At 62.5% G+C, this 22,801-nt stretch carries 15 protein-coding genes; 5 read left to right on the forward strand and 10 right to left on the reverse strand.

The window, feature by feature from the left end; genetic code table 11:
• Positions 1-33: 33 nt before the first annotated feature.
• The 5 genes from AC5E6W_RS03600 (at position 34) to AC5E6W_RS03620 (ending at position 4,158) form a co-directional block, all read left to right on the forward strand.
• The gene (locus tag AC5E6W_RS03600; RefSeq protein WP_491750893.1) at positions 34-705 is read left to right on the forward strand and encodes a QcrA and Rieske domain-containing protein; all 672 of its coding nucleotides are present in this window, start codon (positions 34-36) and stop codon (positions 703-705) included.
• Positions 693-2,207, forward strand: a complete 1,515-nt coding sequence (locus AC5E6W_RS03605) for a cytochrome b N-terminal domain-containing protein (RefSeq protein WP_491750894.1) — start codon at positions 693-695, stop codon at positions 2,205-2,207. The genes AC5E6W_RS03600 and AC5E6W_RS03605 overlap by 13 nt, the downstream gene beginning before the upstream one ends.
• Positions 2,208-2,221: 14 nt before the next feature.
• Positions 2,222-3,055 (forward strand): cytochrome c oxidase assembly protein, encoded by an 834-nt coding sequence (locus tag AC5E6W_RS03610; protein ID WP_491750895.1) that lies wholly within the window; start codon positions 2,222-2,224, stop codon positions 3,053-3,055.
• Positions 3,056-3,321: 266 nt separating this feature from the next.
• Positions 3,322-3,789 carry a hypothetical protein gene (locus AC5E6W_RS03615; RefSeq protein WP_491750896.1) on the forward strand — a complete coding sequence of 156 codons (468 nt, stop codon included), beginning with the start codon at positions 3,322-3,324 and terminating at the stop codon, positions 3,787-3,789.
• Between the two features lie 228 nt (positions 3,790-4,017).
• The gene (locus AC5E6W_RS03620; protein WP_491750897.1) at positions 4,018-4,158 is read left to right on the forward strand and encodes a hypothetical protein; all 141 of its coding nucleotides are present in this window, start codon (positions 4,018-4,020) and stop codon (positions 4,156-4,158) included.
• Between the two features lie 40 nt (positions 4,159-4,198).
• Here AC5E6W_RS03620 and AC5E6W_RS03625 read toward each other — a convergent pair whose 3' ends face one another.
• The 10 genes from AC5E6W_RS03625 to AC5E6W_RS03670 form a co-directional block, all read right to left on the reverse strand.
• Positions 4,199-8,719 carry an eCIS core domain-containing protein gene (locus AC5E6W_RS03625; protein ID WP_491750898.1) on the reverse strand — a complete coding sequence of 1,507 codons (4,521 nt, stop codon included), beginning with the start codon at positions 8,717-8,719 and terminating at the stop codon, positions 4,199-4,201.
• A gap of 84 nt (positions 8,720-8,803) precedes the next feature.
• Positions 8,804-9,916: an eCIS core domain-containing protein gene (locus AC5E6W_RS03630; protein ID WP_491750899.1), complete on the reverse strand. Its 1,113-nt coding sequence runs from the start codon at positions 9,914-9,916 to the stop codon at positions 8,804-8,806.
• Between the two features lie 191 nt (positions 9,917-10,107).
• On the reverse strand, positions 10,108-10,794 hold the full coding sequence (locus AC5E6W_RS03635; protein ID WP_491750900.1) for a hypothetical protein: 687 nt from the start codon (positions 10,792-10,794) through the stop codon (positions 10,108-10,110).
• 20 nt (positions 10,795-10,814) lie between these two features.
• Complete coding sequence (locus AC5E6W_RS03640; protein ID WP_491750901.1) at positions 10,815-14,270, reverse strand: DUF6519 domain-containing protein; 3,456 nt, start codon at positions 14,268-14,270, stop codon at positions 10,815-10,817.
• An 11-nt stretch (positions 14,271-14,281) separates the two neighbouring features.
• Positions 14,282-16,603, reverse strand: coding sequence for a hypothetical protein (locus tag AC5E6W_RS03645; protein WP_491750902.1), 2,322 nt, complete (start codon positions 16,601-16,603; stop codon positions 14,282-14,284).
• Positions 16,600-19,149, reverse strand: coding sequence for a baseplate J/gp47 family protein (locus AC5E6W_RS03650; RefSeq protein WP_491750903.1), 2,550 nt, complete (start codon positions 19,147-19,149; stop codon positions 16,600-16,602). The genes AC5E6W_RS03645 and AC5E6W_RS03650 overlap by 4 nt, the downstream gene beginning before the upstream one ends.
• Positions 19,146-21,578 (reverse strand): baseplate J/gp47 family protein, encoded by a 2,433-nt coding sequence (locus tag AC5E6W_RS03655; protein ID WP_491750904.1) that lies wholly within the window; start codon positions 21,576-21,578, stop codon positions 19,146-19,148. The genes AC5E6W_RS03650 and AC5E6W_RS03655 overlap by 4 nt, the downstream gene beginning before the upstream one ends.
• Positions 21,575-21,952 carry a GPW/gp25 family protein gene (locus AC5E6W_RS03660; RefSeq protein ID WP_491750905.1) on the reverse strand — a complete coding sequence of 126 codons (378 nt, stop codon included), beginning with the start codon at positions 21,950-21,952 and terminating at the stop codon, positions 21,575-21,577. The genes AC5E6W_RS03655 and AC5E6W_RS03660 overlap by 4 nt, the downstream gene beginning before the upstream one ends.
• Entirely contained in the window at positions 21,949-22,278 is a 330-nt protein-coding gene (locus AC5E6W_RS03665) for a hypothetical protein (RefSeq protein ID WP_491750906.1), read from the reverse strand. The genes AC5E6W_RS03660 and AC5E6W_RS03665 overlap by 4 nt, the downstream gene beginning before the upstream one ends.
• Complete coding sequence (locus AC5E6W_RS03670; RefSeq protein WP_491750907.1) at positions 22,278-22,799, reverse strand: phage baseplate assembly protein V; 522 nt, start codon at positions 22,797-22,799, stop codon at positions 22,278-22,280. The genes AC5E6W_RS03665 and AC5E6W_RS03670 overlap by 1 nt, the downstream gene beginning before the upstream one ends.
• Positions 22,800-22,801 lie beyond the last annotated feature (2 nt).

Below are 22,801 nucleotides of genomic sequence, written 5' to 3' on the forward strand. Positions count from 1 at the left end.
ACACCACACCGGAAATTGACCAGGAGCAAGAGCATGAACCCGAACGAGGCGCCGCAGCCGCCGATTGACGTCACCGCCGAGCAGGCCATCCTCGATGAGGCCGCGCGCGTGCGCAAGGCCGGCCATTCCCGGAGAACGTTCCTCTTCAAGCTGTCGCTCGCTGCCAACGGCGTGGTCGGCGCCATCATGGCCGTGCCGATCCTGGGCTACCTGTTCGGTGGAGCTACGAAGAAGGCAGAGGCGCAGAACTCCTGGATCGATCTTGGCCCGCTCTCCAACTTTCCTGAAGGCGAGACCCGGCTTGCAACCTTCCGCAATCCCGTGACGACCTCGTGGGATGGGCAGACCGGGGACATCCCCTGCTGGGTACGCCGTGTCTCGGGCACCACCTTCCAGGTCTTCGCGATCAACTGCGCACACCTCGGCTGTCCGGTCCGCTGGTTCGCGGAGTCCAAGCTCTTCCTCTGCCCCTGCCACGGCGGAGCCTACTACGAGGACGGCTCGCGAGCTTCCGGTCCGCCCGAGCGCGGCCTGTTCGAGTACGAACACAAGCTTTCCGGCGACTCCCTGATGATCAGCGCGGGCCGCATGCCCACGCTGGCCGCCTCGGTCACCACGCCTCCACAGCTGACCCAGATCGCCGGCGTGACGCCATCCTCCGCAACCCCCACGCCCAAGCCGAGGTGCGCATCGTGCCAGGACTAAAGCCAACCGGACTAAAGCAGACAGGAATCGCCGTCTACCAGTGGCTGGAACACCGCCTCGGTCTCGGTGGTCCCGTCATGGAAGCCGTCTCGCACGAAGTTCCCGAGAGCACCGCCAGTTGGTGGTACGTCTTCGGCAGCGCCGCCACCGTCCTGCTCGTCATGCAGGTGATGACCGGCATCCTGCTCGGCCTGGTCTACGCTCCCTCCGCGGGCCATGCCTGGGCCAGCCTCGAGTTCCTGAATCACAGCGTCAAGCTCGGCTGGTTCCTGCGTGCCCTGCATGGCTGGGGTTCGGACTTCATGATCGCCATCGTGCTCATCCACATGGCGCAGGTCTTCCTCTTCGGAGCCTACAAGTTCCCCCGCGAGCTGACCTGGATGGTCGGCGTCCTCTGCCTGCTGCTCACCCTGGGCATGGCGTTCACCGGACAGGTTCTCCGCTTCGATCAGGACGCCTACTGGGGCCTTGGCATCGGCGCTTCCATCATGAGCCGCGTGCCCGTCATCGGCGGCGCTCTGGTCAACGTGATGCTGGGCGGACCCATCATCGCTGGCCCCACCCTCACGCGCTTCTTCGCACTCCACGTCTTCATCATTCCCGGCCTGCTGCTCGCATTCGTGGGCGTACACCTATGGATGGTCCTCCGCCTCGGCATCAACGACTGGCCCATGCCCGGACGCATCGTCAGCAAGACCACCTACGAGCGCGACTACCACAAGCTCACCCACGATACGGGAATCCCTTTCGTCCCCGACGCGGCCTGGAAGGACGCCATCTTCGCCGCAGCCATCATGCTTGCCGTCATGGCCTGCGCCTTCTTCTTCGGTCCGTTCGGCCCCACCGGCCAGCCCGATCCGACGATCATCCAGACCGCACCCAAGCCTGACTTTGCGTTCCTCTGGATCTATGCTGTCCTCGCCTATCTGCCGCCCAGCATGGAGACACCGGTGCTCTTCATCGCTCCCGTGCTGGGTATCGGAGCCATGCTGCTCCTCCCACTGCTCTCTCCCCAGGGCGAGAAGCACTGGTCCCGCCGCCCCGTCGCCGTCCTGATGGTGTCGGTCATCGCCGTGGTCCTCGGCGTCTTCACGCACCTTGGCACCTACACGCCCTGGAGCCCGCTGATGGATGCCTGGAGCAGCGACACCATCCCGGCTAGCTACCTGCACAATCGCACCCCGCTGGAGCGTCAAGGCGCGCTCGTCCTTCAGGACAAGCAATGCCGGAATTGCCACTCTGTCGGCGGCTCCGGAGGTCTACGCGGGCCTGCGCTCGATGGCATCTCCACCCGCATGACCCAGGATCAGATCATCCGCCAGGTCTTGCAGGGCGGCGGCAACATGCCCGCCTACGGCAACGCCCTCAATCCCTCCGAAACTTCGGCCCTGGTCAGCTTCCTGATGACGCTCGACAGCCACAACGAACCCAATGCCGTGGATACCTCCCGCGACGTGGTGAACGGAACACCGGCAAACGCTGCTCCGTCCGGCGCGAAGTAGCGCCGCCGGGACTCATGATGGAATCTGCTTCACAAGCAATCTTTGCAGAGTGGTCGCCGCCGGTCTTTCTGACGGCGGCGATCCTTCTTAGCGCCGCGCTCTATCTCCGTGGCTGGCTGCTGATTCGGCAAACGCGCCCGGAACAGTTTCCCACCTGGCGGCTATGGTCGTTCCTTCTCGGCCTCGCCACCATCTGGATCGCGATCGGCTCGCCTATGGACGGCTTCGCGGATGCGCTGCTCAGCGCCCACATGGTCGAGCATCTGCTCCTGATGTCCTTCGTTCCACCGCTGCTGCTCCTCGGACAACCGGTCGTTCCCCTGTTGCGCGGCTTGCCCCTCGCTGTGCGAAAGACCGTGCTCGGCCCCTTGCTTCGCACCGCCTGGCTGCGCCACCTCGGCGAGTGGCTCACCACCCCGCTCGTGGCCTGGATCGCGATGAACCTCGTCTTCCTCGGCTGGCACATCCCCGCCGCCTATGACTTCGCGCTCGAGCACGAGCACTGGCACGAGTTCGAACACCTGTGTTTCCTCGTCACCTCGATCCTGTTCTGGTGGCCGCTCATTCGCCCCTGGCCTACGCGATCAGCTCCCCTCGGATGGTTCGCGATACCGTATCTCGTGCTGGCAGACATTGTGAACACAGCCCTCTCGGGATTTCTCGCCTTCTGTGACCGCCCGGTCTATGCCTACTACCTGAAGGAGCCAAACGGCTTCGGAATCCCACCGTTGACAGACCAGCGCGCCGGCGCCGCCGCCATGTGGGTCATCGGCTCGATGGTGTTCCTCATACCAGCGGTCCTCGTTCCCATGCGGCTTATCAGGCACAACCCCAGAGTCCGCTCTTAGTTCCCTGCTCAAGTCTGGCCCGCAGAGCACAATGAGCGAATCAGCTCAGTATTCAAAGCGATGAAGGCAGAAGATCGGGTTATATAGACGCTCAGGATCAGCCCCAACAGGATTGGTCCGGACTCGACCCTCCAGCGCGCTAGAGCCTTTTTCCTGTAGGTGTACAGCGGTGGCTCGACTCCAATGGGCGTTTTCCCCAATGAAAACGCCACCGCACGTCACTCCCGGATTACCTATCAACGGGAAAACGCTCTAAAGGAGTCTTTATGACCTACCCGAAAGCTTTCGCCCTCGCCGCAACCAGCGCGGCGCTTCTCCTCGCTGCCGCCACCGTTTCCCCCGCTCAGATTGCCATCGGTATCGGCATAGCGCCGGCATGCCCCTATGGCTACTACGACTACGCTCCCTATGATTGCTCACCCTACGGCTACTACGGCCCGGACTGGTTCAGCGGTGGCGCCTTCATCGGCGCGGGCCCCTGGTTCCATGGTTCGCGCGGCTTCTATGGCCATGTCGACAATCGCTATGATCGCCGCCAGGGCTATTCCGGCCCTTTACCCGAGCGTGGATCCCAGCCCTTCAATCACTTCCAGGGCAACGAAGCTCGTGATGGTCAGGGCCACGTAGGTACGGCAAGCCATGACGCCGGCCGAGAGCACAGCGCCGGTGCCCAGGGCGGCAACCGCGGCGGCGGCGGCGGCAATCGTGGCGGCGGCGGTGGACATCCGCGCTAGGCATACAAAACCCCACGGCCCGATCCGCGGACGTGGGGTTCGCCTTTTGCTCCTCAGTTGATCTTGGGGGCTGTCCGAAACGGTGCGCAATCGAATCATCCCCACCGCCGGGGCCTGACCCGGAAGGATCCGTCCATACTCCCACCTCGACGAGGACATCGGAATGCGCCGGATCATCCCGCATCCTTCCGTGGGCATCTTCGTCGCAATCTCCTCGACAACGTGCCGATGAAGTCCCTCGAGGAAGACATCTCCACCGACTTCCCCGCCACGATCCTGAAGCGACATCCCAACGCCACGCTGTATCTCGATCAGCATTCCGCGGCCCACATCCCATCGCTGCTCACGATGAAAGAGTCGGCCCGATAGCGACGCAGTCACCCTGTGTGGCCAGGGCAGCTATCCCGCGCTATGGCTTGGCAACGTCCGTCGGGATCGGGTCAGGGTGCGCCCTCCGGTAGCCGAGCCCCATGGCGCGCATCTCGGCGCCAAGCTCTGCTCCCTCCCGGCGGTTCCACTCCGGAGGCTGCAACTCATAGTTCGCCTGCTCTTTCATCCAGGCCTTCACCGTTTCGCTCCGCATTCCATAAAGGTAGCCTTCCTCGTTCCACCAGACGACAGCGTCGTGAATGTGTCCCATATCAGCCCCGGCGATCCGGTACCACTGGTTCGTCTGCGGCAGGAAGTACGATAGCCCGTCCTGGCTGATGCGGCCTTCTTTCTTCATGCGCTCGATTACCTTCTGCCCAGTCTCGCTGCCGCGATTCGGTGTCGGCCCCAACGCTTCCTCGCGAGTGAGGTTCGCCTCCGCCGGCGCCTTGTAATGCGAAAAGTCCATCTGACGCGAAGTCTTGGCCCCGGTCCCACTGCCCTCCGCCGCCTGCGTTTCGATAACAGTAATTTTCTCGTTGAGCCGGGCCACAGCCGTCGTCAAGTCGCGCTGCATAAACTCCAGGTAGGCCTTGGGGGTAGGAAACACTTCTGGGACGAGAAGCATTTTGTCCCGATCAAGGCGCTGCTTCGTCCGCGTCATTCCGGTCAGCTGGTCGGTGGCTACGATGTCCTCGCGAAGCTTGCCCGTAATCTCAGGAGCCAGAGTCGAAGTCGCCGACGGACTGGCTTTCTTAGCAGGTTTGGTGGCAGGTGTGGCTTTCACCGCCTCGGCATTCGGTAACGGCTCGGGAACAGCGCTCGGGCTTGCCGGCGCTGGTGGAGCGGACCCGCCCGGCGTCACGGAACGGCCGGGCGCAGGCGTCGGGGCCTCCGCAGGCGCCGCAGCCACGGGTTCATCCGGCACACCGCGCTTGCGAAGCCAGTCCCTGTAGTCGGAGTCCGCTTCCCATGGCGGTTTCTCAAACGTGACCTCCGGCGGCCCTCCGTGTTGGTCGATAAACTTGATGTAGTAGCCATCGGGACGTCCGGGCCGGAAGCCGATCTCGGTCAGGTGCTCGATCTTCGTCACCGGGTCCGTCCATCGAATCAGCGTGGAGACCGGCGCCTCCGCGTGAACTCCCGTCGTCTGCCAATGCATCATCGCCTGAAAATCTTTCGGCGAGGCGAGCCGCGCGAACGGATCGTCTCCCGGATGGCTGTGTTCGATGAGCACCCAGACCCCCTCGTAACCTTCCTTCCACAGATGCTGGATGTCGACCTCAGTCGCCGAGCCCTGCGCCACAATGTACTCGCCGGTCTTGGGATTGAAATAGAGCCCAACCTCGCGAGTCTTGTCCGCAACGACCGAGCGGTTGTATTCGATCCGCGCTTCGAGCTTCGTCATCCCGTGTTGGACCAGCCCCGTATCGTCGTGAGATACCGTGCCAGGCTCGGGAGCCTTTCCCCCACCGCCTTCCCCGGCTGCGGGGCTCTTCGCATTGGGCAGAGCCTCGGGCTTGACGACCGTCTCCCTGGGTGCGGGCTCTGCCGTCGCGCGACTGAGGGCCTCCTGCAGGAAAGCACGCTCCTGTTTGCTCAACGCCCGGTCCGTCGAGAGAGTCTCACGAATCTCCACTGGATCCCGGTTGTCGGCAACTGCCTTCACGCGCTCGCTGACGGTGTACTCGACAGGCGGCTCGCCGTGGGGGCCAGGCATGAAGCCGTGAGTCGTAATCTCAGCGACACCATGGGCTGTGGCGATCACAAGGAAGCCGCCATTGACGGCGAAGCTGGCGATCAGTGCGCCCTCTTCCTGGTCGCGCTGCTGCAGGAGCTTCGCGCGCTCCTCCTGGGACTTGCCCGCCATCTGCAGCGCGTAACTGGTCTCGATTTTGCTGAGAGCGTTGCGGCACTCCATACTCATCAGGATGCCTTGCCCAACGCCGAGAGACGTTGTCGCCACAAGCAGCCGCCCATCGCTCAACACCTTTGCCACGCCCTCCAGCTTGGCGAGCTTCGCAATCCCGCCAAAGCCTGCGATGGTTGTAACGGCGACCGCCGCATCAATGGCGGTGGTGCGATCGGCATGCATGGTGCCCGTCTTGGTCCTCTGTTCGATACGCAGGCCAATATCTCCCAGCGCAGCTGCACCCGCTGCCGCACCCGCAATCGTGATCCCCACTCCGAGTGCCGACCCCGCTTCAATGAGCGCCACACCGGCAGGCGCCGAGGTCTCTCCCACCAGCGGCGACGCGACCAGCGCGACCGCACCTAAGGTCATCGATGCAACACCCAGCGCCGCCTTCGCCTTCTTGCGCGCATTCGCCGTATTGATGGTCGCATTGTGCGTCGTGCCATCCGACAGCTCGACCACCATGTGAATCGTTCCATTCGGATAGCTGTTCTGCGCCCGAAGCTGCTCTTCCGCCTCGTCGATCGCTTCCACTTCCGCGGCGCGCATCGCGGCCGCCGTATCCAATTCAACCTTCGCTTCGCCACGGTAGACCGGAGGTTCTTCCGACGAAGAGGTCACATCAAGAAGCTGCATCGTATAAGTCTTATTGCCGTCTTTTTCCTGCACACCTCCGCGAGCAATGAACTGCAGCTGCATCGATTCCGAGGTCTCGCGGTCGAGCAACGTGCCATAGGCTCGATACGCCCGCGTCCCGGTGAGCACGCCCTGTTTTTTCTCGAACATCTCGAGGCGCTCATTGATCACCTTGCGGTACTCCGTCGCCTGTTCGGGTTCGATCTGCTTATCCTTCAACAGCTGGTCCACTTGTTCGAGCATCTTCTTAAGCTTCTCGGCTTCACCCTCTACCGTTGCAGCGGGTCCGGCATCCTGCTTGAACTTCAGCTGGCCGTTCACGCGCTCCAGCGGACCATCCTTCCCTAGCAGCGTCGACTCGAAGACCTCACTCTCGCGCTTCGCCTCGGTGTCCGAGGTGAAGACCATGTCCGTCGGCGAAAAAGCCACCGTCGTGAAGTACTCGCTCGTGACGCGCACATGGATGCTATAGATACCCGGCGCCGGCGCCTTGAAGCTGTAGTCGATATCGCCCCGACCCTCGAGGATCGGGCCCGAATCAATCTCCTTGCCTGCACTGTCACGAATGGACCAATTGAACAGCGCACGCCCGGGAAAGACATTGATCGAGGCGTTATCGTAGTCGTCGCTCTTGAACTCCACTACCGCCCGCATGCTCGCGCCAGTAACATACTTCTCCACCTTCGGGTAGATGGCGAGCTTGGCTTCGGGCACGAACTTGTGGATTCCCTGCTCCGCGCTTCCCGCGCCACCGGCATCAGGCTGCACCGAAGTCTTCCCTTGCGCCCACTGGTCCAGGAATGACTGGAAGAAGTCCGGCGGCAGCTTGGACAGATCCGTGATCTTGGGAGCGTTGCTGCCTCCCTGCTTCGCCAGATACTGAATAAGATCCTCCAGCTTGGCGCCGCGCTCCTTGAACATCGGATGATCGGGAAACTTCTTGAACAGGTAGTCGTAGAGCTGCTCCACCTTCATCAGCCCCCGCGACTCCGCTCCTGTGCTCGACGCTGTGGTCTTCACCGTATCCGCAGGCGGCGCAGCCGGAGCCTTCCCCGGCTTCTGGTCGAGATTGAATTCACCCGGCGTGGGCGACGACGGCGTCACTGCAGGCCGGTTCTTCAGGAACCACGCTTTGGTCCCTTGATGGAGCGAAGGTGTGATCTCGTACCGGACAATAGGCATCTGCTCGAGCGCCAGAGGGTCAAACGGTGTGGTCCAGTGGATCTGTAACGACTGCCCTGCGGCAGTCACATCGTCAGCACTTGCCGAAGGGAAAACGTGGTGGATGTAGCGGCTGTAGAACTCGACCGTCGAGTCTGTCCAGGTACGCACATCCTGGGAGTTGAACCCGAAGACATATCCCCCCGCCTTGGTCTTCCCCGCAACGTACGTACCTCGTGCGATCACCAGCGGCTTCACCTGCTTCGGATCCTGCTTCGCAGGTGCCGTCGCATCCAGCACGAAAGGCTTCACGTCCGGCAGAGAGCCTTCAAGCACCTGCATCGCCGCGGCATCCGCGTTCTCTTCCGCGGGGTCCGTCGGAGTCTGCCCCTCCGCAGCGGCTTCCGTCTGCAGATGAACCGACCCATGATGAAGAGCCGGCGGAGTCGGACGTATTCCCGGCATTCCACCCCGCCCCTGCACAACATGCGCAAACTCATGCGCAATGGTGAACAGGCCTTGCGGCGTCTCTGGACGAAACACATCCGGAGCAAACCCTATCTCCGTCCCATCCGTATAAGCGCGTGCACCAAGCGACCGCGCGCGGCTACCCGCTTCGGTATCGGTCCGCAGTTCCACGTCGGCAAAGGATGTGCCGAACGCGCGTTCCATCTTGCCCACCACCGCTTGCTGAGCCGGTCCCCGTGCGCAACGCGGGCATCCTCCACCGCAGGGACACGGCTTGCGCAGCGCAGTGTTGGAAGGCGCCTGCGACTCGCCCGTGGAGTGCCGGCGTTCGCTGCCCTCTCGCCCTCCGGTTGCAGTGTCGCGTTTCGCGTTGGCAAACATCCCAATGCACTCCTCAAAACGTAGCGGGCCGAAGAGAACGCGAGAACCCTGCGCAGGAGTTCATAAGCTCGGAAGTTCAGAAGCTCAGGAGATATCGTCCACCAGAGATGCATACGCATCCGGCATCTTCAGCATCACCGGCGGAATGTCCGGATAGTTAGTTGCGCCTCGGTACTTCTCCGATCCTGTCGGAATCGGCGGCAACACAAGATGGAAGAACTCGTGGAGGACGCCATGCGCCTGCTGCGGCGCGCTAAGACCGAAATACCCCGGACAGAAATCGAAACAGTTGAACTGCAGGCAAGACTCCGGTGTAGCCGGGCCATCCCCTGGCTTGCGAGCCCGATGAATCATGGCAAGATCCAGCTCGCTCCCGCACTCTGGACACTTGATGCAAAGATTCTTCGCTCCCATGCGAGCCAGGCAGCTGTTCAAAACCGCCAGCACCTTCGTCGGCAGATCGCTTGGGCCCAGCCCCTTATGCCAGCCGTAGTTATCCTGGAACGACTTCACCACCGCCGCGGAGTCAGGATGCTGGCTTAACGCGTCAATCGCCTTGGCAAGCTTTTCGCCCGCCTTCTTCGTAGCCGCGTTGACCGCTTTCGTCTGATCGTCCGTGCAATGTTCGCCAGGCATTTGCTTGCAGTTGTCGCCTTCGCCGCACACCTCCGCACAGGTCTCGGGCCGGTTCGCCTGCCGTTGAATAGCTTGCACTCCTCGGCCGCGCTGCTGCACCACGTGAGCCAGCTCATGCGCCATCAGGTTCGACCTGCCCGCGGACGCCCCCGCACCCAGCACGATGTGATCCCCGGTGGCATAGGCCGTCGCGTGGATCTCCCGCGCCGACCGTGCCGCGTGTGTATCGGAGTGGACGCGCACGCTACTGAAGTCAGCATTGAATCTCGGCTCGAAGAACTCGCGCACCGATCGATCCAGCGGCTGCCCTGCAGTGGCAAGCACAGAGTGAACACTCGGCGGAGCTTCCCCACTCGCCGTGTGCGCATCATCCTCGCCCTTCTTCTGTACCTTCTGCGTCTCTTCTTCCTCTTCGCAAGCCGCACATTTGCGTTGCACCACTGGCCCTTCCGTATGCGAAGCAGATGTAGGAGCCTCCATCCGCATCACCTGATCCGCAACGTGATCGGCCTCCGCCTCCAGCGGATCGTGAGTCGCCCCAATCTCGAGTTTCTTCTGCAACGGTGCGGGCTCCGCAGAGCCTTCACTGTGACTGGCAGCCGCGCATCGCGGACACCCGCCGCCGCAGGGGCATGGCGTGCGCCGGACCATCGGCACAGCGCTCGAGTCCACGCTCAACCGAGGAGATGCCTGTCGCTTGTGCCACGCAGGCCCAGCGCTGGAGCGGGTTTGTGTCGCAAAGCTCAACATGGTCAGTCTTTCTTCAACTCCTCCGGAAGCGCTTCACGACGAACGGGCGGTGGCGGATCGCCGATGGCCTGGTCACCCCTCGCGAGCAAAATCGTGCGATACAGCGCACTCCCCGCAACCGGCGTGAACGAAGTCGTATCCAGGTACACCGGCTCCGCGTCCGTGTTCGCAACCTCCAGGAACAACGCCGGCTCGCTCTCCGCCTTGGCCTCACCGCCTGCATAGTCGATGGTGAAAGCGCCCGACGCATCGGTGTACGCAAAGCCATACTGATGCTGAAACGTCTTGCTCGCGTCCACCAGGAACACGGTAAACCGCGCCGCCGCGGAATGGTCCGCATGGTTCACCACCCCATACACAGCCCAGCCATTCGCCGTCACCTTCGGAGGCGCCGCCGTCAGTTGCTGATGCACCGCGCTCAATCGATACGCCGTCGTCGTCGTTGCCGAAACCTGCGCAACAGCAGCCTTCACGGCGGGATCCTTCGCACCATACTGAGCCTGCAGTCGCGCAGCCGTGCGGGTCTGTTGCGCAAGACGCGCCTTCTGGACCAGCGATGCCGTGCTGACCCGCTGCTGTACCAGCGTGTTCGCGCTGGTGAGATTCGACGACACCTGCGTCTTCACCTGCGTGGGATCGGGAGCAGTCGATGGAGGAGTCGATGAAGCAGTCGACGCAGTAGTTGCCATGGTGAAATCGCCTCTTCTGGTTAGTAACCGGACAATTTCTTGAATGGCGCGCAGATCTCAGAAAGACCCGGCGCCATCGAGATCACGGTCAGGTTGTTCACGTTCACCACCTGCACTCCAAGCACCAGCAGGCAAGCGGTCGAGACATTCAGCGAAGTAATATTCAGCAGCGCAAACACGAAGCCGGACAGCAGCACCGAGCCCCACGCCTCCTGGAATCGGTTCGAGGTGACATTCGCCGTGAAGCCGACAAGGATCACGTCAGCGAGTGCGCTGCCCGTGCTGCTATCCAGCCAGCAATGGTTGTTGGAGAAGATGAGGTGATCGAGCGTGTAGACCAACACCGACGCCAGCTCCGTCTCACCACCCGCGCGCGCCTCGAGCTGGCAGATGTTACCCGTAAACACAGTCGCTCCGCTGGAGACATTCGCAAACGCATCGCGCGCGCCGAACAGCGGATCCTGATACTCGGTGTCGTTCGAACTCGGTGGCGCGATGAATTCGAGCGGCGTGCCCATGTTGACGATCAGTACCGCTTGCGCAACCTGTAGCCCCGTGTCCTGAATCGTGCCTCCGGTCGAGAAGTGATTTCCCGAGAAGTGAAACGGCCCCGTACCAATCGCAAACATCGAGTACCCAATCGCGATACGCACCACATTCTCTTCGACGCGCAGGGCAGGCAAACCCGGCTCATACAGTGGATTGGCCAACTCATCCGTGGCAGCAGTGGAAGTGCCGCCGGAGCTGTCCCAGATCATCGAAAGGATCACCGCCTTGAAAGCCGGCGGCGTGACATACAGGATCACGATGCCACCCGCGTTGGTGACCGTCACCGCCTCTTCATCGGCCTCCGCCCAGTCCCTCGTTTCGATCACCTGGTTGCGGCTGATCTCCACCATCTCACCGTGAAGCACAAAGATGCCGCAGACATTCGCGCGCGGACTCGCCCCCGTGTCGGTAATCGCGTTGTCGCGAACGATGAGGTTCATCACGTCAGGCACGCAGATCGCGCCGTAGCCCAGGCTCAAGCTCTCAATCGCACTCATCGACGCCAGGTCTTTCCGCAGCGTGTTCGAGATCGCATTCTCTGTAATCGTCAGCCCATCGATCGTGATGACCTCTAGCGTCTCGACCAGGTTGAAGAAGCCCACCGGCCCAATGCCGCAAAGCCCCAACGTGCGCAGCCGGTTGCGATGAATATGAATGTTCGCCAGCGGTCCGCCAGAGACAATCGTCTCTCCCGAAGTCGTCGTCCCTGGTTGCTGCAGGGTCCATGTGCAGCAGTCTCCAACGCCGAACGTCACACCGTTCAAGCCGCCGGTGTTGTTGCCGTTGGCATCCAGCACAGCTATGCTGCCGAGAGTAATCCCATTGCCGCCCCCACCTTGAATCTCGTTCTCGAGGAGGTACACATCGGTCGACCATCCTGCCACCTGAATGCCGCCAGGATGTGTCCCCACGGCCACCGAGGACGATCCACCGCCTGCGCCACTCCCCTGCCCAGCGAACAGGTCCTTCACCACGCTCGTAGGGCATTCACCAAGATTGGCCTCATTCCACACGCCAATCCAATTGCCCTCGATGCGAAGCTCGGTGCCGCTCACATACACGGACGACCACACACTGCGCACATCCACCGCTCCGATGCGGCTGCCTTCAATCCGAAGCACCTGCACCTGGTTGGCGATGACAGCAGGTAGCGTAGACGCCACGAAGAACATGCCGCCGATGGTGATGTCGACGGCCCCCGCTCGAGGAATGTCAATCCTGACTTCGTTCTCTCCTTGTTGGGACACTGCTTGCGGATGAAACAGCGCGCCATCACCATCGATGGCAATCCCCGCCTCATTTGTCCCCGCCTCCACAACAAAGGACTCGAACTTGATGTGCTCGGAGCGCGATACCTTGAAGACCGCCTGCATCGCCGCAGTGCCATCGTAAGCCGCTGTCGGCGTCCCCGAAAAGTTAGGAGCAAGCTCTACTGACGCCACACGCGTCTGCCATCCACACCCGTGGATGACGATGTCCTTGCGCCCCTTGATGCTTACATTCTCGAAGAACCGTCCAGGAAGCAGACACACTTCACCGCCAACGCCTTTGGGCAGCGAATCAATTGCCTTCTGGATCGACGTAAACTGACCGAAGCTTTCGACGCCATCGCCCACCGTGCACGTGCAGCACCCTGCACGCTCCGTCAGCGGCTGAATAATAGCCCGGCAGTCTTCGATCGTGCCAGCCTTCCACGTCCCGCTGCCCGAGCTCGCCCACGTGATCTCAGCAAGCGGCACGCGCGTATACACGATGCCCTGTGGCTTCGCCGCGTTGATCAGCGTCTGCGGATTGCTGACGCCCTGCGCGCGCACCGGAAACATCCAGTAGTCGCCCGGCAGATACTTCCCTGCGCCATCGGCCTCGAACTGCAGCAGGATGCCGTTCTCCAACTGCACCGGACTCGCTTGCACGGGAAAGTTAGCCACCGGCGAGATCCCATCCCACAGCCGAAAGAAGACCGTGCCCGTACTCCCCGGGAACTGCCCGAACATTGCAGCCGAGCACTGCAGCGTAGCTCCGGTAAGCGTTGCCGGAGCGCCCAGCGTCACCTGCGTAAATCCAAACTCCTCCGAGTAAGTCTCTATCTCGAGATAGAAGCTCGACTGGTTGACGCCTGTAATTGCCGGCAGGTTCGCCGTAATCGCAATCGTCTGATCGACGGCATTGAACGTTCCCCGACCCACCAGGCCGCCATTGATGCGCGACCACTTGAACTGGCTCGCGTCACCCGAGTTAACATTCGCGACCTCGATGCGGTACAGCTGATGCTCGAACCCGCTGTACCCTCCCGAGCCCACCGTCGGGCAATCCCCCGAAACAGTGATCGGCGGAACCAGCGATGCCGTCAACGTTCCCCGCCCGCTCTCATCGTAGTGCAGCGACGAGCACGTCTCGCCCGCGTTGAGGCGCGCCAGCCGGAACGCGAAAGCAGTCTGCAGCCGCTCCGCCGTATCGGGGCCACCCAGCGCAGGCTCGATCAGTTCATTCGGCATCTGGAAGCCGCTCACCGCCTGCTGCCACACCTCCAGCACAACGGCATCCATCGTTCCATCCGCTACCGTTCCGTCCGCAGCATTCGCAACCAGCGGCGGCTGCAGCCACGTGGCCTCGCGCTGCACCTTGGAGCCGGAGCCGCCATGCAACCGCACCAACCTCCCATCCGCCCACAGGTGTCCCACATCTACCGTCAGCACCACCTTGTCATTGGCCCACGAAGCGGCGCTGATCGCGAAGCTCTCGGGGTTCGTCGACGGCACGCCCGCCATGTCACCCACAAAGTCGCGCGCCGCCGTGTTGCGCCAGTCGTTCTCGATCATGGTCTGCGCAATGCCGTCGCTATCCAGCAACACCTTGCCCTGTTGCGGCAGGATGCCGTTGAAGTTCAGTCCCGACCCATCGCGCCAACGTGAAAAATCGCCCTTCATCTTGAGTCTCCTTACGTGACCGGGATGATCTCCGGGCGGGATCCGGCAGGCATATACTCGCGCAACCGGATTTGAAGATTGATCCACTTATGAGCCTCGAGCAGCGGGCCGAACGCTCCCATCTGATCGTCGTTCGGTCCGCTCGCCAGCACGCGTTCGTCCGTATCGAACGTCAACTGCGCGTAGCCCGGTTGGTTGAAGCGGTCCGCGGTGAAGTCCAGTGCAACGCCCGTGACGCAAGCAAAGTTCTGCGGCAACCGGTTGGTCTCGCCCGCAAACGAAGACTGGCGGATGCATCCCACCTGGTTGTTCCACGCCTCGAGCGCATGACAGAAGATGCCGCCGGAACCGCTCGCACTCCGCACCCGCAAACTCCCCAGAAACGTACTTTGCTGGAACGAGAGCGGCGACCCATAGCCGTTGATTGGATCCTGTGCCGAGCCAATAGCAATCGCCGTCGATCCGCTCACGCCCGGCGGCGCTCCGGCATCGACGATCGAACCCTGCACCGTCAGCTGGTACGCCGCCTCCATCAACAGAGGCCCAGTGATGGATTGCCCAATCACAATCTGCGGCGTCACATTGAAGTTGTCGTAGTCATCAGAACCCGCCGTGAAGCCGAAGTCCGCATCGAGTGTCATCGCCGTGATCATCGGCCCCACCGTCCCATTCAATTCCTGCGTAGACCCCGGGTCGAGCGTGCATCCACTGATCTCCAACGTCGCCACCGCCGCGCGAGCGATCAGCGGTCCGGCGCCAATCGTCTCCGGCGTCAGATACAGCCCCTGCAAACGCACATCGAGGTTCGTAATCAGTGCATCAAGCGTCGCTTGATCCTCACCACCCGAAGCCGTCACCACCGCCGGACGGAACGCAAGCGGCACCTTCAACCGAATCAACGGACGATTGCCATTCACCGCCGCAATCGCCAGCGGATACTTCAGGTTCAGCGTCACGATGCCGTTCTCCGTCGTCGCTCCGCTCACCGCGCTAAGGTCAAGGTCATACGTAAGGCTGTCTTCAATCGCAACAAGAACAGGACCCGTCGCGTTCTCCAGATCGTCCAGCGCATGCTGCAGCCCCAGCGGACCCTGCAGCCGTTGCACGTTTCGCCGGTTCACCGAAGCGGCAGTCCATTCAGCCGGCAGATCCATGTCGATAGGCTGAGCTCCCACCGCCTGCACTCCCGGCCCTCCGGGTGCGCCATACGTAAACGTCACCAGCATCGACTCTTCCAGCGCCGTCGCTTCCGCCGCCGTCTCGACCCCGAAGACCACCCGCCCATTCCGCGGATCAATCGCAATCTCGCGGTTGTTCAGCTCCGGCGTCAACCCGTTCTCCCACGCGCACAGGTTCGCTCCGCGAATCGTCCACACATCACTCGGGAACTCCGCCTGCGGCAGATGAAACTGCAGCCCCACGTTGGTCACATCGACCGAGTTGAGATCCATCGCCGTCGCGTCCCACGTATTCACCGACACATACTCCAGCGGAACACCCCAGGGCGAAGCCTGTGTAAGTCGCGGCATCGGAATCGGCCCCGGAACCTCATCGATCGTAGACAGCACCGGCGGCACCGCGTTCGGATCGCTTCTCGACGTGTTGAACAGCACGATCGGTTTGCCTGAAGGCTCCATCGCAAATCGCGCAGCGAACTTCGCTCCCGCCGCTGCGGTCGGCGCAAGCGCCTCCTGGCCTCGCGCTACCGGCATCGAAACCGGAGCCTGGTACGCCTGCAGCCTCCACAGAAAGATCGCCAGCGATGGCAGGTTCGGCCGCAGCGTGCCGAGCGAGATCGCCTTCAAGTCCGGATAATGCGCAAACGGATCGAACGGCGTGCCCAGCAGGCTCAGCAGCGCCGGGTCTTTGATCGCGACGGTCCCGCCGCGCGCGACTCCCGCAAGATACGGCAGCGTCGTTTGCAAATCCGGCCGCTGATGATTCAGGTGCTGATGCCACGTGAGGATCTCGCGCAGCTCCACGCAGTGCGCTGCCCATCCCGTCAGGTCATACGCCAGCAGCTCGATCGCATGAATCGTCCCCTTCATGCGCCGCAGCTCGATCGTGTCGGCTACATCCGCGCGCAGCGTCCACGTCTCGCCGGCAAGTGGCGAGACCCCGAGCAGGTCGCCGAGGTAAGGAATCACCCACGGGCTGCAGGTCTCGATAAAGAAATTGCGATACAGCTCCCCGATGTTGTCATGAATGTCCCCGAAGACTTCTTCGACCAGTGCAAGATAAGCCTGCAACTGACCCGGCGGCGTCTGCTGGCTGTCGCGCAGACGATAGATCTCTGGCAGCCGGCTATACAGAGGAACAGTCGGCGTACTCATGCGGCACCTGCGGCAACAGCAAATTGCGCAGCATACAACGCAAGCACGCGATTATTGGCGCACGCGATCGTCGTCGCCAGCCCAGGCGAAGCTGGCATCAGCAACGTGGAAGGATCGCTCGCCGTGCCCAGCTCTCCCAGCGCCGTCACCACAGCCCACGCGACTCCCGCAACGTTCTGGATCGTCCCTTGGATGCGGCTCGCATACTCCTCCTGCCCCAGCGATCGCTGCTCGACCGAGAACAACCCGCCAGTCGGAGCCACACTGCCATCGCTCGGCAACACGCCAAGCGCCGTCGCAATGCTGGCTGTCACTGGCACAGCCTGATATCCACTCACCAAACCGATCGTGACCGCAAGATACACATAGTCCAGGCTCGCGTCCTGCACCAGCACCGGGCACCGGTTGGCGCCGCGAGCCACATTCGCCAGACTGATCGCCGACTGCACCGAGCTAAGTTGCGCCGGCGTATCGTCCGACATCAACACCGTCAGCGTCAGCAGCGGTATGCTCTCGTCCGTGTCCCACGCAGCAAGAGCTTTTTCGACACCATTGATCGTCAGCGCCTCCGCCTCGAAGTCGCTCAGGCTGACGATCCTTCCCAGCTCCAGCACCCGGCCCGGCGCAGCCTGCTGCATGTGGCTCGCCTCTTCATCCGCCGTCCCGCCCGTCACCTCGTCATAGAGCCGCAGATTGGTGAGATTGGGAACGCGGCCATTGGCCTGCGGCTTCGCGCCTGACTGCCTCCACCCATTCGCCGCATTGCCCACACGATACGTTGCCGTCACGTTGCCCACGCCCGAAGGCAGCGTGGCCCCGTTGACGCCATCGCCAAAGCTCACCCACGTATTGCCAAAGGCATCCTCGCGCAGGATATACACCTGATCGTTCGGTCCGCTCCCAAACAGCGAGTCCATCTGCGTCCACGCCACCTGGTTGACCAGAATCGTCACCTGCGGCGCGCGCGGCGGCGTCAACGCTTCATCCTCAATCCACGTCAGCGGCGACTTCGGAAGCTGGAAGCTTTGGTACGTCTGGCGAGCGTCGCCATTGCCGAGGATGACGCTGGCCTGCGTCTTCCCCTGCGTCATCGCCGCGACGTTGCCAAACACCACGATCTGCGGATTCGACAATGGAAAGTCGCTGAGCTGAAACTGCGTCAACGGCGAATCCAGCGAGAGCCGCCTCACCGCAATCGTCGCCACATCGCCCACCGCGTTCGGGTCGATGCTCACGGTCTTCTCTTCCACGCGCGCCGCGGTATCGTCCGGGTTCGGCGCAACAATCTGCACGGTGCGTCCATCCAGCGCCTGGTAACTCACCCCATCGCCAAAGTAATCCAGCTCGCTGCCATCCGTGCCGCTGATCAACTGCCGCACCCCGCTAACTGGGAACACGCCGCCCACAACCTCATAGCAGACAGCCGTGCGACGATCCACCGACTCCAGCTCCTGCAGCACATGAGCCCAACTCGCCTGGCCGCTCTGCTGAAACCCCACACGAGTGATTCCGCCCTGCAGCGGTCCGACAGAGTCCGTGTCGCTCTTCACCGTAAGCGCCGTCGCGCTGCTGAAAGAGTTGAAGGTCTTGGAGAGGAACGGATCAGTCACCGTAAGGTCGAGCAGCATCGTGATGCCGGCCGAGAGATCGTCGACCTGCCGCTCCAATGGAAAGCCGTCAAGGATATCCGCGAAGCTCATCGTCGTGTCCACCGCCGTGCTCTGCAGCGTGTTGCCACTGCCCAGGCTGAAGCTGTTCGCCGGCGCGTTATACCCAAACGCGCGGAACGTTCTGCCCAGCTTGTAAGCCGACATCGTCGCGCCACTCAGGTCGCCCCCCTGCCACGTCCCGGCAATCGTAATCACGGTCTGATCGAGCACCGTGGCCAGGCTCTGCACCACCGCAATCTGCCGCTTCGAGTTATCCGAGTTATTCACCAGCATCAGCCGGTCATTCACCTTCAGCGTGACGTTGGCGCTTGCCAGGTCCGTCGCCTCCGCCCCGAAGACACTCGCACCCGCATAGATCCCCGGCACGCTGGAAGGCTGATACAGCGACATCCGCCCGAGTGCAGGAATCGCCAGCAGACTCTCAGCCGTCTCGAAGTTAGCCGGCGCGCTCATCCCTACGATCTGCGCGCTGAATGGAAACCCCGCCGGCACCGTGGCCGACGAGTTACCCATGATCTCGAAACACACATACCCCGTGCCGCCCAGCCCCGGCGCCGCACGGTAGCCGATCAAACGCACCAGCGATGCAATGCTCTGCGGCCAGGTCGCCGTACGCAGCCATGCCTCGTTCGCATAGAGCTCCTGGCAAAACGTCAGGATGTCTCCCAGGATCGCCGCACCTTCGAGCAGCGCAATGCCCGGATCGTCCGCCTCGCGATGCGTCCAGTTCAACAACAGCGGCGACGTATCCAGGCTGCGCAATAACTGCGTACGGAAATCCGAATACTGCCCGATGCGGTACTGAATCCGCGGCAACGATGGCCGGTTCGTGATCGTCGCCGGAAAGTTCAGCGGAGTGACGCAAGGGCTGCTCATTGCCGTCCCCCCTGGTAGCTGAACGTGATGGTTCCTTCCTCGAGACGGCTCGGATCATTGCTCACCAGCACGATCTCCTGCGGCGCAATCGCGATCATCGTGCCCGATTGCACGCTCTGGTTCCACCACCGCGCCATCTCGATCGACACCACATGCTCCACTCCTGGAATGCCCGCAAGAACGCCTTCGATCTGGCTCGCATACAGCGACTGACCGAAGCTCCAGTTATCGGGATGGAAGAACGCCATCGCGCCGCTCGAGGTGTAGCCGTTCGCGAACGCCTCATCGATCTCCGGCGACACATCGTCAATCCAGAACTCGCTCGAGAGACACACCACCACCGTGATCGTCAGCGGCACATAGTCCGGCGCGCGCACCTCCACGTCTTCACCGATCAGGTGCACCGCGTCAACCTGCTGCTCCACCGCGCTGCGCAACGCCGCGCTCAACGTGGTCGTTCCCTCGGGATCAACCACCACGCGAACCGTACGCCAGCTTCCCGTCCACTGATAGAACGCCGCCGCCTGCGCCACTCCGGCAACCTCCTCCGCACGGGCCACATAATCAGCCAGCGTCACCGCGCGCGACTGCTGATAGAGAAACGCCTCTGGAACGCGCCGGCGAATCACATCCGGCGATTCCGGCGCGAGGCCATCCGTCACATCCAATGGATTCCACACCGTCCCCAGCGAAAGGTTTGGCATGCCCGGTGCCGTAAGGTTCACGATCGAGTCTTGCCCGATATTCCCATCCGGCCCGTACCCACTCAGCCAATTGATGGTCACCGTCGCGTCGTCCGGCAACTCCATGCCATTCGTGCCATCTCCAAAGCGCACCAGCGTGCGAAGGCTCTCATCCGTCTCCACCACGAAGTGCCGATCGCTGCTCTCGCTGTGAATGAGATCGGGCTGCTCCGCCCATCGCATCGTCCCGCTGGCATCCGTCGACGTAATGCTCACCGTGCTGACAGAGTTCTCATAGCCTCCCGGCGTCGTCTTCGTCCAGAGCACAGGAAACGCCGGAGGCAGCCGGCATTCCGCAGCGCCCGCAGCATTAATCTGGAAGTGATAAGTCGACGTCGTCAGCGGCACGCCGGGCGCAACGTAATAGAACGTCTGCGGCGTTCCCTGCACCATGTTCAACAGGTTGCCGTGAAACAGCGATACACCAGGAACCCGAACGCCATTCAGAAACACGACGAAGCAATACGGAAACAGCAGCCCATCCTGCGGCTGCCACGTCACACGCACTACAGGATCGTTGGTCAGCGGATCCGTCAGCAGCGTTGCGCCCGTCAGCCTAAGGATCTGCCGCTTCTGCGGATTCCGATCCGCCGCCATCCCCGTCGCAGGATTGAGCCACTCCTCGATCAGCAACCGCGGGATACTTCCATTCGCAATCAGCGTCTGCGCAAGCTGCGCCGCAGCAACCGTGGGAAACGCCAGGTCCGCCTGCGTCGCGCCCATCGCCAGCGAGGGAATCGCATCGCTCCACGTGTAAAGAGACACGCTGCTGAAGAGCCCTGAAACCGTCTGCGCCCCTGAAGTTACAAACGCAACCGAGGTCGACGCCGCGGGGTTCGCGCCGCTCCACGCCATCATTGGCGGCTGCCCCGCTACCGCAAAACTCGCCGTATCCGGGACAAGGTACTGTGCGGTACCAGGAAAATTCAGCGCAAGCACCGTGCTCGCCTGGTTGCCTTCGTTGATCGCATAATCCATCAGCCGAGCATGGCGACGCAGCGAGATACGCTTCGTAGCCGTGGTCCAATACGCCTCCTGCATCACGCGATCCTGGTAGTTACTCAACTCATCCGCCGCAGCGCTGAACAGGTCGAGCAGCACCACATCCAGCGACGCCTCCGACGTTGGCTGCCAGCCCGGAACTCGCTGCATCATCGCGGCAATGATCGTATGCCGGAACGACGCATAGTCCTTCGCCAGGTAATCGATCGCCGGCTCCACCACCGCCGCCGCATAACTCGGCGCCGGCGTGCAGTTACTGCTGAAGCAGCCCGGCCGGAAGCGAAAAATAAACTGCGAGAAGATAGGATCGATCCACGGCGTCGCTCCCGGCGAATCAATCGTCAGCGTGTACCGGCTGTAATCCCCCACTGGCGCAAGCGTCACCGCCAGCACCTGCGACCCCGTATGCACGATCTTCGTAACCTGCACCTGCCCCGATAGCGCCCCCGCCAGAATTCGGTCTCCACCAGTAATGGGTAGCAGCGTAGTCGACGCGCCCGGCGATGCAGCCGCAGCAACCAGATCGTCAAGATGGTTATCGTTGAAGAAGTGCAGCTCCAGCACGCCGTACTGCGGCGGACTCGCAGAGTCGAGTTGCATCACACCGAAGTCGATGCCGTTCAACGAACCAAGCACCCGCGAACGCGCCGCCAGCGCCGACGAATCGTAGAGGACGGTGCTCATGAGCCGCTCCTCTGGAAGACCGCCTGTGCGGTCTCCGTGCTTCCCGCCACCTGGTACGTAATGGTGATCGAGATCGTCGTTCCCGACGTCGCGACCTTGAGGCTCTGCAAATTCACGCGCGTCGCCAGCCAGTTCTGAATCGCCTGCGTCAGCGTCGCCTGCGCCAGCGACGCCGTGTGTTCGTCAATCGACTCAAACAGCAGCCGCGTCGCGCCTCCGCCAAACTCCGGAAGAAACAACCGCTCTCCCGGACTCGTCAGCACCAGCTGTTGCAACTCCTGCAACACCTGGTCCGCCAGCGTCGGCGGAGATAGCGTCCGGCCATCGCCGCCGATGCCGAACGGAAATGCGAGATGCCGCGCCACGCCGCTCATATCGCCTCCAGCGAGGGCGCGGCGCCGCTCACAATCGCGATGCCCTGTGGCGCGCCCGCCGCATTCAAGCATTCCCCGATGCTGGTCGCCGTCAGCACCCCCGCACCATTCACCATCAGCGACGTCGCCGCGGCCTGCCACTGCACCGTGACGCACGGCATATACACCACCCCCACCGTGAACGGGCACCCCGCCACCGTATGGATGTCCGTCTGCAGCAGCACCGGCGCGCCTCCCGCCATCAACACGGAGTTCGACGTCGTCAGCATCACCATCCCTCCGTGCATGCACTGGGCCTGGCTCGCGGTGGTCAGCACGGGAGGCATCAGGACCCCACCTTCACGTTGCCCGTAATGCCAATGCCCTGGGCATCTAACGTCACCTTCGCCGTTCCCGCCTGCAACGTAATCCCATCCGCCGTCATCACGATCGACGGCCCCGAAGGATGCACCAGCGAGATCTGGTTCTGCTTGTCATCCAGCAACAACTGCAGTCCGCCACTGGTGATCCAAGCCCGCACTGTCGTGTCGGCCGCGGTAGGCACATCGCCTGCAGCCCACCAGCAGCCCGTCCACACAGGCTGCGCCGGATTGCCGCTCTCGAATTCCACCCAGACGCCGTCACCCACCTCCGGAATCGCGACGAACCCATGCTTCGGGCCGGCGAACGGAACGCACGGCCACGCCGTCGCCGCCTGGTCGGCGAGCACATCCGGCACCGACACGCTCAGCTTGCCGAGGTCGCTGCCCGTCAAGGCGTCAAGCACCGTCCCGCGGTACTTCCCAAAGAAACGTGTGCGGCGGTCTTGCGCGGTTTGTTGCAGTGTCTGCTCTGCCTGGGGATCCATCG

The sequence above is a fragment of the Bryocella sp. genome (assembly GCF_058498515.1).

Excerpts from the sequence above, each read along its gene's own strand:
- AC5E6W_RS03600 (WP_491750893.1), top strand. The coding sequence starts at position 34 with ATGAACCCGAACGAGGCGCCGCAGCCGCCGATTGACGTCACCGCCGAG.
- AC5E6W_RS03610 (WP_491750895.1), top strand. The coding sequence starts at position 2,222 with ATGATGGAATCTGCTTCACAAGCAATCTTTGCAGAGTGGTCGCCGCCG.
- AC5E6W_RS03615 (WP_491750896.1), top strand. The coding sequence starts at position 3,322 with ATGACCTACCCGAAAGCTTTCGCCCTCGCCGCAACCAGCGCGGCGCTT.
- AC5E6W_RS03620 (WP_491750897.1), top strand. The coding sequence starts at position 4,018 with ATGAAGTCCCTCGAGGAAGACATCTCCACCGACTTCCCCGCCACGATC.
- AC5E6W_RS03625 (WP_491750898.1), bottom strand. The coding sequence starts at position 8,719 with ATGTTTGCCAACGCGAAACGCGACACTGCAACCGGAGGGCGAGAGGGC.
- AC5E6W_RS03635 (WP_491750900.1), bottom strand. The coding sequence starts at position 10,794 with ATGGCAACTACTGCGTCGACTGCTTCATCGACTCCTCCATCGACTGCT.
- AC5E6W_RS03640 (WP_491750901.1), bottom strand. The coding sequence starts at position 14,270 with ATGAAGGGCGATTTTTCACGTTGGCGCGATGGGTCGGGACTGAACTTC.
- AC5E6W_RS03645 (WP_491750902.1), bottom strand. The coding sequence starts at position 16,603 with ATGAGTACGCCGACTGTTCCTCTGTATAGCCGGCTGCCAGAGATCTAT.
- AC5E6W_RS03650 (WP_491750903.1), bottom strand. The coding sequence starts at position 19,149 with ATGAGCAGCCCTTGCGTCACTCCGCTGAACTTTCCGGCGACGATCACG.
- AC5E6W_RS03655 (WP_491750904.1), bottom strand. The coding sequence starts at position 21,578 with ATGAGCACCGTCCTCTACGATTCGTCGGCGCTGGCGGCGCGTTCGCGG.
- AC5E6W_RS03660 (WP_491750905.1), bottom strand. The coding sequence starts at position 21,952 with ATGAGCGGCGTGGCGCGGCATCTCGCATTTCCGTTCGGCATCGGCGGC.
- AC5E6W_RS03665 (WP_491750906.1), bottom strand. The coding sequence starts at position 22,278 with ATGCCTCCCGTGCTGACCACCGCGAGCCAGGCCCAGTGCATGCACGGA.
- AC5E6W_RS03670 (WP_491750907.1), bottom strand. The coding sequence starts at position 22,799 with ATGGATCCCCAGGCAGAGCAGACACTGCAACAAACCGCGCAAGACCGC.